This window comes from Marinimicrobium sp. UBA4509 (genome assembly GCF_002388575.1).
In the GTDB taxonomy this organism is placed as follows: Bacteria; Pseudomonadota; Gammaproteobacteria; order Pseudomonadales; family Cellvibrionaceae; genus Marinimicrobium; species Marinimicrobium koreense.
This window is the reverse complement of record NZ_DGMV01000012.1, coordinates 1-8427: the sequence shown is the minus strand read 5'-3', so window position 1 is coordinate 8427 and position 8427 is coordinate 1. Positions and strand designations below refer to the sequence as shown.

Sequence of the window (8427 nt, the reverse complement as noted above, 5' to 3'; positions counted from 1 at the left end):
AATAACTGGCAGTATGCGCAGGAACTGCCCACCTCACCCTGGCGCAGCTCCCAGAGCATTCCGCGCACCCTGGAGCTGGCGAGCCACGACGGCGGCCTGAAAATGGTTCAGGAGCCGGTGGATGAGCTGCGGACCTTGCGGGGCGAGCAAAAATCACTGAGCAACCTGACCGTCACCAATGACACCCGTTCACTGGCCGACTGGAACATTCAGGGCAAGGCACTGGAAATGAAAGTGACCTTCACTCCGGGCAATGCCGAGGTGATTGGCCTCAACCTGCGCACCGGTAACGATGAAAAAACCGTGCTGCGCTACGACGTGAGCGAGGAAACGCTGGCGCTGGATCGCACCCAGTCCGGACAGGTGGACTTCCACGCGGATTTCCCGGGCGTTCATGTGGCACCGCTGCCGCTGGATAACGGTCAGGTGGAGCTGCACGTGTTTATCGACTGGTCCTCGGTGGAAGTCTTTGCGCACGACGGCGTGGTCGCCATCAGTGACAAGATTTTCCCACAACCGGACAGCGAGGGCGTTGAAGTGTTTGTCGAAGGCGGTAGCGCCACCTTTGACCGCATCGAAGCCTGGCCACTCAAGTCCATCTGGTAAGCGCTCACCGAAGCAACGTAACAAAAAAGCCCCGGCACTTGCCGGGGCTTTTTTGTTGGAGCCGCCATTACATCAACGCCGACTCAGATCATGCGCCGCTCCGGCACACTGCCTTTGAGCAGTACGGTTTTATCCGCGCCGAAAGACGAATAGAACGGCAGAATGCCGCCGCCCACCGCAATCGCGTCCGGGCCCAGTTGCCCCGGAATGATGGCCGGCACAAAAATATCCTTGGCCGCCATACTACCCAGGCGCCGCTCTACCATCGCCACCAGCTCTTCAATGATAAAGCGCGGCAGGTTGGCATCGATCACAATGGCTTTCAGATCCAGGATGCTGATGGCCGAAAGAAAGGCAAACACCATGGCATCGGCACAGTCGTTCATCCACTCCTGGATGTAGATACGGGCATTATCGATGTGCTCGGGCAGCTCGCCGATGTGACTGATCTCGATGCCCTTCTGGTTCAGATACCGGCGGAGTGTCAGCAGCGACGCCCGCTGGGTCAACATGTCAAAACCGCCCTTGCCCGGCTCATGGCCGAACAGCTCGGAGTGGGGAACGGGCATTGACGCCAGCTCCGCCGCGTTGCCATGCACACCGGGCTCCAGGTTGCCGTGCAGCACCAGGCCACCGCCGATAAAGGCGCCGATATTGACGTACAGAAAATCCGAAATATCCCGCCCGACGCCGAGCTGCAACTCCGCCACGGCCGCAGCGGCCCCGTCGTTTTCAAAAAACACTGGCAGGTCAATACGACTGGAAATCTCTTCGCTCAAATTGATATTGCGCCAGCGCTCAGACAGCTCATCGGCCATTTCCAGATCGCTCGGCCAGGCGCCCAGGAACCAGGGCATGGCCACTCCGACCCCACGCAGGCGCTTCTGACCGGATTTGTCCAGGTGGTTGCGCAGCTCGGGCAGCAAAAGATCGATCTGTTCGATGATGTAGTCCGGATCCGGCTGATCGAATTCGCGTTTGAATTGGGCCAGGGTCTTGCCGCTGAAGTCCAGCAACAGCAGCTCCAGATCGCGCCGCCCGATCTTGATGCCAATGGAGTAGGCGCCGGCCGGGTTGATGGCGTAGAGAGTTGACGGCTGACCGAGACCACCGAGGCGGCGCCCTTCACGAATCACCAGCTCGTTCTGCTCGAGGTCATCAACGATGCGGGTCACCGCCTGGGGCGTGAGGTTGGTGGCCCGCGCCAGATCGGATTTGGACGCGGTGCGGTATTTGCGCAAATGGGTGAGCATCACCCGCTCGTTATAGCGACGCAGGCCGCTGGAGTTACTGCCCTGACTCATGTATTCCGGCTCCCGATTGGACTGACGGCTACCGCTTCGATGATTGAATACGTATTCAACGGCAGCCCTTTGTCAAACATCACCGTAGTTTAACAAGGCGCGGACCATTAAGGCCAGCACCTTGTCAGTTCTGGGCTGGAACCCCAGCAGTCCGGTTCATTAGTCTCGCCAGGTATTATTCCAGCCAGACCGGATAGTAGTCATACTCGCAGTAGCTGGAGTCCAGATCACACACTTCCAGCACCGCATAGAGCTTCTCGGGCAACTCGTAAATCAGCGGGCTCACATCGGTCACATAATCATCCAGGCCGCAGGCCATGGTCAGGTCCGGGTAGTACTGACAGATGCGGATGGCTTCCTGGTCACAGGGCAGGCCCTCGCCGCACACTTCGGTGTACACCCCGTAGCTGCCGGTCAATGACGGGCGGTCGTTCAGGCGGAAACTCACCTGATAATCTTCCAGGCTGTTCACCTGCCAGTCGATCTCGAAAATGCCCGCATCCACATAGGGATCAAACGTCAGCGGCACCCCCGGATCCAGCGCCGTATCCACGCCATAGCTGTCGATGATATTGAAGGTTTTGAGATAGGGCACAAAGTCCGAACCCCGATGGGGACTATCGTTGACGTGCGTGACCTGCACATGGCTTTCATCGCACCCCATCAGGATCAACGAGGCAGTCATCACGATCAGGCTCAGTATACGATTCACGGGGCACCCCCTATGCATTCCGGTTAACGTAATGCCAGATTACCTTCCGGGATCTGAATCGAAACTGAACGCGCGGGCGAAAGTCAGGCGGCAAGCAAACCGGCCGCGCCTTCCACTAACAGCTTGATACCGGCGACCAGCAACAGACCATAGCAGGTCCAGTAGAACCAGCGATCGGACACCCGCTTGTGCAGGTAAACGCCCAACAGCACCCCCAGGGGCGCGAATGGCAGAAGCACCAGGGCGGTGGTGATATTGCCGATATTCAACTGACCAAAGAAGGCGTAGGGCACCAGCTTGGTGTAGTTGACCACACTGAAAAACAGCACCGTGGTGCCCACAAACACGGTTTTGGACAGGTGCTGAGGCAAGAGATAAATCGCAATGGGTGGGCCACCGGCGTGCGCAATATAGCTGACGTAGCCGGACACGCCGCTCCAGAAACCGCCTCGCCAGACGCTGGGCCCGTGGGCATGGAGCCGCTGCAACAGGTATTTGCCCCAGAGGTAGTGGCCCACAAAGTAGAGTGCCATGACGCCGATCATCAGGCGAATCATATCCACGCTCATGTACTGAAAGGTCAACGCACCGCCGAGCAGGCCCACCATGGCCCAGGGAAACATGATCTTCAGGTTGGCCCAGTCCCAGCGGCCGCGAAAGCTCCACAGGCTGACCAGATCCATGGTGCACAGAATGGGCAGAAGGATACCGGCGGCCATCCGGGGATCGATCATCAGGCTCAGCGCCGGCACCGCCAGGGTGCCCAGGCCGCCACCAAAACCGCCTTTGGACAGGCCCACCAGCAACACCACCGGAATCGCCAGTGCGTAGAACTCCCAACCGCCAATCATCCGCCGCTCCCGTCAAAAAGCGGCCATTGTACCAGTGAGTTACCCCCTCAAGCGCTGCTATCCTTTATCGGGATCGCCACTTGAGCCACCGGGGCCCTCTTTCTCCAGTCGCTCCAGTTCTTTCTGGTAGGCTTCCAGATCTTCCCAGTCATAAGGCGTCCCGGCGTTCAGGTGATCCGGGTGGCGGGCCCGCTCTTTGGCATGGGCCTGCAGGGAGTGATCCTCCTGTTCATGTTCTTTGACTTTTTCGCGCTCACGCTCGTACTTTTTCAGAAATTCCGACGCTTTCATCGCACACCTCCGGGCCCATTGGCCCCAAAAACCACACTTTTCCGTTATCATTAGGACAACACCAGAGGAGTCACTATCCATGCAACTGTTTGGCAGCTACACCTCCCCCTACGTTCGCCACTGCCGCATCGCGCTGGCCGAAACCGGCTTGCGTTGCGAGTTCATTGAAAGCGATACCCGCACCAGCGCCGAGCGCTCGCCCAGTCAGAAACTGCCCTTTCTACAGGACGGTGAACTGCTGTTGACCGACTCGTCTTCCATTCTGCGCTATCTGCGGGAAAAAGCCGGCCAAAGCTTCTTTCCCAGTCTTCGGGATTACGACGATTTCTGCCTGACCAATACCCTGATGGATGCCGCTCAGATTCTCCTGGTGCTGGAGCGTGACGGCCTGACCCCGGAACAAAGCCCCTACCTGGAACGCCAGCGTCGGCGCATTGACACCTGTCTCGATGCCCTGGCCCAGCGCCCTCTGAGCAGCCAGGCGCCCTACAGCGACTTTGAACTGCGCCTGGGGTGCGTTCTGGCCTGGGGCCGCTACCGGGACCGCTTCAATTTTCACCAGTACCCGAGTCTTACGGAGCTGCTGGAAGGCCTGGATCAATATGCGCCATTTGCCGACACGGCGCCACCTCAGTGATCCGACTGAATAACGCGTCAGTATTTTTATAAGAAGACCGACTGCTGCAGAGGCGGTCGACTCCGACCAACCACGAGAATCGACACGACCATGACTGAGCGACAGACCCAGCACCCACAACGCGGCCGGGCGCCCACTCTGATCGACGTGGCCAAAGTGGCGGGCGTCTCGCCCATTACCGTTTCCCGGGCGCTTAATCAGCCCGAACGGGTGTCGGAAAAGGCGCGAGCCAAAGTCACCGCCGCGGTCGAGAAAACCGGCTACCTGCCCAACATGCTCGCCGGCAGCCTGGCCACCCAGAGCAGCCGCCTGGTAGCGCTGATCGTACCGACGATCGCCAATCCGATTTTCGCCGAAACCGTCCGGGCCATCACCGAAACCCTGGAACAGGCCGGTTACCAGACCTTGCTCGGGTTATCCGGGTACTCCGAGGCCCAGGAGCAAGACCTGCTGGAGGCCATTCTCTGTCGCCGTCCGGATGGCATCATCCTCACCGGCCTGAACCACACCGACATCAGCCGAACCCGCCTCAAGGCCGCCGCGATTCCCATTGTCGAAACCTGGGATCTGGGGGATCAGCCCCTCGATGCCCTGGTCGGCTTCTCGCACCTGGACGTGGGCCGCAGTGTCGGGCAGTACCTGCTGAACCAGGGACTCCGACGTTTCGCGGCCATCAGTGCCGACGACCAGCGCGCTGAAGACCGCCTGGCGGGCTTCATTCAGGCTCTGGACGAGGCCGGTATCAGCCCCGACGCCGTGGAGCGACTGGAAACCCCCGCCCGCTTCAGCCAGGGCCGGCAGGCCTTTGCCCGCCTGCTGGAGCAGGGGATCCGGGCCGAGGCGGTTTACTGCAGTTCCGACACCCTCGCCCAAGGGGTACTGACCGAAGCCAGGGCCCGGAACATCGACATCCCCGGTGACATGGCGTTGATCGGGTTCGGCGACCTGGATTTCGCCGCCCACACCCTGCCCTCGCTCACCTCGGTGCAGATCAACGGCGCCGAAATCGGGTATCGCGCGGCCCAGCACCTGCTCAGCGCCATGACCGGCGAACACCCTCCGACCGAGCCCGTGACCATCGACGTGGGCTTCCAGATCGTCAAACGCGACAGCGCCTGATTTTCCGTCTTTTTGCCATCGGGTCTTGCAATCCAAAAATGATTGCGCAATCATAGCAGCCATCAACCGGGCCCAGACGGCCTTAAAACAGCTATAAAAACACGACAGAGAGAACCCTATGAGCCAGCCCAAACGCTCTCCCGAAGAGCTGCGCAGTCACCGCTGGTACGGCGTCAAAGACCTGCGCTCCTTCGGCCACCGATCCCGGACCGCCCAGATGGGCTACACCCGCGACGACTACGCCGGCAAGCCGGTGATTGCCATCGTCAATACCTGGAGCGACATCAACCCCTGCCATACCCACTTCAAACAGCGAGTGGAAGAGGTCAAGCGCGGCGTCTGGCAAGCGGGGGGCTTCCCGGTGGAGCTGCCGGCGTCCACCCTGTCCGAGCCCTTCCAGAAACCCACTGCCATGCTCTATCGCAATATGCTGGCCATGGAAACCGAAGAGCTGTTGCGCGCCTATCCGGCCGACGGTGTAGTGCTGATGGGCGGCTGCGATAAAACCACCCCCGCCCTGATCATGGGGGCCATTTCCGCCAACCTGCCCGCGATTTTTGTACCCGCCGGGCCCATGCTACGCGGAAACTGGCAGGGCAAGACCCTGGGCAGTGGTTCCGACACCTGGAAATACTGGGCCGAACTGCGCGCCGGCAACATCACCGAGGAAGACTGGCAGGGCGTGGAAAGCGGCATTGCCCGCTCCCCGGGGCACTGCATGACCATGGGCACCGCCTCCACCATGACCAGCGTGGCCGAGACCCTGGGCCTGTGCCTGACCGGCGCCGCCTCCATTCCCGCGCCGGATTCGCGCCACGCCCAGATGGCCTGTAGCACCGGCAAGCGCATCGTGGAAATGGTCTGGGAGGATCTGACCCCGAAAGACATTCTCACTGAGACGTCATTCGACAACGCCATCAAAGTCGCGCTGGCTCTGTCCGGCTCCACCAACTCGATCGTGCACATCATCGCCATGGCCCGCCGCGCCGGTTTCCCTCTGACCCTCGACCGGTTTGACGCCCTTGCGCGACACACCCCGGTGATCGCCAACCTGCGCCCCGCCGGCGCTTACCTGATGGAAGACTTCTACTACGCCGGAGGCCTGCCCGCCCTGCAGGAAGTGATGAAGTCCCTGCTGGATCTGAACCAACTCACCGTCACCGGCAAAACCCTCGGCGAAAACATCGCCGGCGCACGGGTCTTCAACGACGATGTCATTCGCTCCCTCGACAACGCGCTGTCCGAGCGGGACGGCATTGCCGTGCTGCGTGGCAATCTGGCCCCCGATGGCGCGGTGATCAAACCCCCCGCCGCCGAACCGCACCTGCTGGTGCATACCGGCCCGGCGGTGGTGTTTGAAAACCATCAGGAAATGAGCGAGCGCATCGATGACCCGGCCCTGGAGATCACCGAAAACTCCATCATCGTACTCAAAAGCGCCGGCCCCCAGGGCGCACCAGGCATGCCCGAGTGGGGCCAATTGCCCATCCCGAAAAAACTGTTGGAAAAAGGCGTGCGCGACATGCTGCGCATTTCAGACGCGCGCATGAGCGGCACCAGCTACGGCGCCTGCGTCCTGCACGTTGCCCCGGAATCGCACGTCGGGGGGCCCCTGGCCTTAGTGCAGACCGGTGATCTGATTGAATTGAACGTACCCGAGCGCAAACTCAATCTGCTGATCGACGAGGAGGAAATGGCCCGTCGACGCGCCAACTGGAAGGCGCAGGAGCCCAAGTTCAGCCGCGGCTGGGGCGCGCTCTATCAATCCCATGTGAGCCAGGCCAACGAAGGCTGTGATTTCGATTTCCTGGAAACCATTCCGGTGACCGACATCACCGATCAGGAACCCGATATTCACTGACGCCGCCACGCGCTAAAAAAACACTCGCGAGCACCAAAAAACACGAGAGAACTGTTATGTACGAAGCCATGCGCAACGCCCTGAACGGCATCTCCGGAGTACACATCACCCCCTATGACAACATGGGCGAAGTCGATCAACCCCTGCTGCACAAGGTGGTCGATCGCATCGCCAGCGCCGGGATTCACAACATCGTCACCGGCGGCAATACCGGCGAGTTTTACGCCCAGGACCTGGACGAAGCCGTGCTCGGCTATCAGGTTGCAGTAGAGGCCAACGCCGGTCGCGCCAAAGTCACTGCCGGTGTCGGGCGCAGCGGCCGGGAAGCCATCCGCCTGGCAAAAGCCGCCCAAGAGGCCGGTGCCGACGCCCTGATGATCCACCAGCCACCGGACCCCTTCTGCTCGCCCCGGTTGGTCATCGACTATATTCAACAGATCGCCGACAGCACCGACCTGCCCATCATCGCCTACGCCCGCAGCCCGGGCCTGGAGCCGGGGCACTTCGTTCGCCTGGCGGAAATAGAGAATGTGGTAGCGGTCAAGTATGCTGTACCCGACCCGATCCGGCTGGGTGAATGTATCCGCGCCACTCAGGGCAGCCCCCTGCAGTGGTTGTGCGGTCTGGCGGAAAGCTGGGCCCTACCCTTCTACGCTTGCGGCGCCCGGGGTTTTACTTCGGGACTGGTGAATGTGGCCCCGGAGTTGTCTCTGACGATTCACGCGGCGCTGGAGCGCGAGGCGATGAGTGAGGCCCGGGCTTTGGTGGACCGGATTGCCGAGTTTGAAAAAATGCGCACCTTTGAGGCCAATGGGGCGAACGTGACGGTGGTGAAAGAGGCGATGCAGATTCAGGGATGGCCCGTGGGGCCGACGCGCGCACCCGGGGTGGTTGAGTTGAGTGAGGCACAGCGTGAGGCGTTGAAGGAGATTTTGAAAGGTTGGTAATACCTCGGAGGAGCTTAGTTACAGCGCTTCGTATCGGAATGCTCCGCCTGGGTATACCTTTGTGAGACACGCCGTGAACCCGGTCCCCTTCGCGCTCCC

The 8427-nt window shown here is 60.7% G+C and carries 9 protein-coding genes; 5 read left to right on the top strand and 4 right to left on the bottom strand.

The annotated features are described in order from the left end of the window. The coding region (locus tag B3520_RS01560) for a glycoside hydrolase family 32 protein (RefSeq protein WP_286875175.1) at positions 1-606 on the top strand (606 nt) is incomplete at its 5' end. Between the two features lie 83 nt (positions 607-689). Here B3520_RS01560 and B3520_RS01555 read toward each other — a convergent pair. The 4 genes from B3520_RS01555 to B3520_RS01540 all read right to left on the bottom strand — a co-directional run bounded on the left by B3520_RS01555 (position 690) and on the right by B3520_RS01540 (position 3764). Beyond that, positions 690-1910: an ROK family transcriptional regulator gene (locus tag B3520_RS01555; RefSeq protein WP_024460945.1), complete on the bottom strand. Its 1221-nt coding sequence runs from the start codon at positions 1908-1910 to the stop codon at positions 690-692. 175 nt (positions 1911-2085) lie between these two features. Beyond that, the gene (locus B3520_RS01550; protein WP_123638027.1) at positions 2086-2622 is read right to left on the bottom strand and encodes a hypothetical protein; all 537 of its coding nucleotides are present in this window, start codon (positions 2620-2622) and stop codon (positions 2086-2088) included. A gap of 83 nt (positions 2623-2705) precedes the next feature. After that, the gene (locus tag B3520_RS01545; RefSeq protein WP_286805365.1) at positions 2706-3473 is read right to left on the bottom strand and encodes a sulfite exporter TauE/SafE family protein; all 768 of its coding nucleotides are present in this window, start codon (positions 3471-3473) and stop codon (positions 2706-2708) included. Positions 3474-3530: 57 nt separating this feature from the next. Next, the gene (locus B3520_RS01540; protein WP_286805364.1) at positions 3531-3764 is read right to left on the bottom strand and encodes a peptidase S14; all 234 of its coding nucleotides are present in this window, start codon (positions 3762-3764) and stop codon (positions 3531-3533) included. Positions 3765-3843: 79 nt separating this feature from the next. On the opposite strand from B3520_RS01540, the gene B3520_RS01535 reads away from it, so the two are divergent. The 4 genes from B3520_RS01535 (at position 3844) to B3520_RS01520 (ending at position 8328) form a co-directional block, all read left to right on the top strand. Further along, a complete protein-coding gene (locus B3520_RS01535; protein WP_286805362.1) occupies positions 3844-4401 on the top strand; it encodes a glutathione S-transferase family protein in 558 nt (185 codons plus the stop codon). A gap of 90 nt (positions 4402-4491) precedes the next feature. Beyond that, positions 4492-5520, top strand: a complete 1029-nt coding sequence (locus B3520_RS01530; RefSeq protein WP_286805361.1) for a LacI family DNA-binding transcriptional regulator — start codon at positions 4492-4494, stop codon at positions 5518-5520. A 118-nt stretch (positions 5521-5638) separates the two neighbouring features. After that, a complete protein-coding gene (gene araD, locus B3520_RS01525) occupies positions 5639-7381 on the top strand; it encodes an L-arabinonate dehydratase (protein WP_286805360.1) in 1743 nt (580 codons plus the stop codon). Positions 7382-7437: 56 nt separating this feature from the next. Further along, the gene (locus B3520_RS01520) at positions 7438-8328 is read left to right on the top strand and encodes a dihydrodipicolinate synthase family protein (protein WP_286805359.1); all 891 of its coding nucleotides are present in this window, start codon (positions 7438-7440) and stop codon (positions 8326-8328) included. Positions 8329-8427 lie beyond the last annotated feature (99 nt).

What these genes read in the sequence shown, in the direction of transcription:
- B3520_RS01555 (WP_024460945.1), bottom strand. Translation starts at nt 1,910, where the DNA reads ATGAGTCAGGGCAGTAACTCCAGCGGCCTGCGTCGCTATAACGAGCGG.
- B3520_RS01545 (WP_286805365.1), bottom strand. Translation starts at nt 3,473, where the DNA reads ATGATTGGCGGTTGGGAGTTCTACGCACTGGCGATTCCGGTGGTGTTG.
- B3520_RS01540 (WP_286805364.1), bottom strand. Translation starts at nt 3,764, where the DNA reads ATGAAAGCGTCGGAATTTCTGAAAAAGTACGAGCGTGAGCGCGAAAAA.
- B3520_RS01535 (WP_286805362.1), top strand. Translation starts at nt 3,844, where the DNA reads ATGCAACTGTTTGGCAGCTACACCTCCCCCTACGTTCGCCACTGCCGC.
- B3520_RS01530 (WP_286805361.1), top strand. Translation starts at nt 4,492, where the DNA reads ATGACTGAGCGACAGACCCAGCACCCACAACGCGGCCGGGCGCCCACT.
- araD (WP_286805360.1), top strand. Translation starts at nt 5,639, where the DNA reads ATGAGCCAGCCCAAACGCTCTCCCGAAGAGCTGCGCAGTCACCGCTGG.
- B3520_RS01520 (WP_286805359.1), top strand. Translation starts at nt 7,438, where the DNA reads ATGTACGAAGCCATGCGCAACGCCCTGAACGGCATCTCCGGAGTACAC.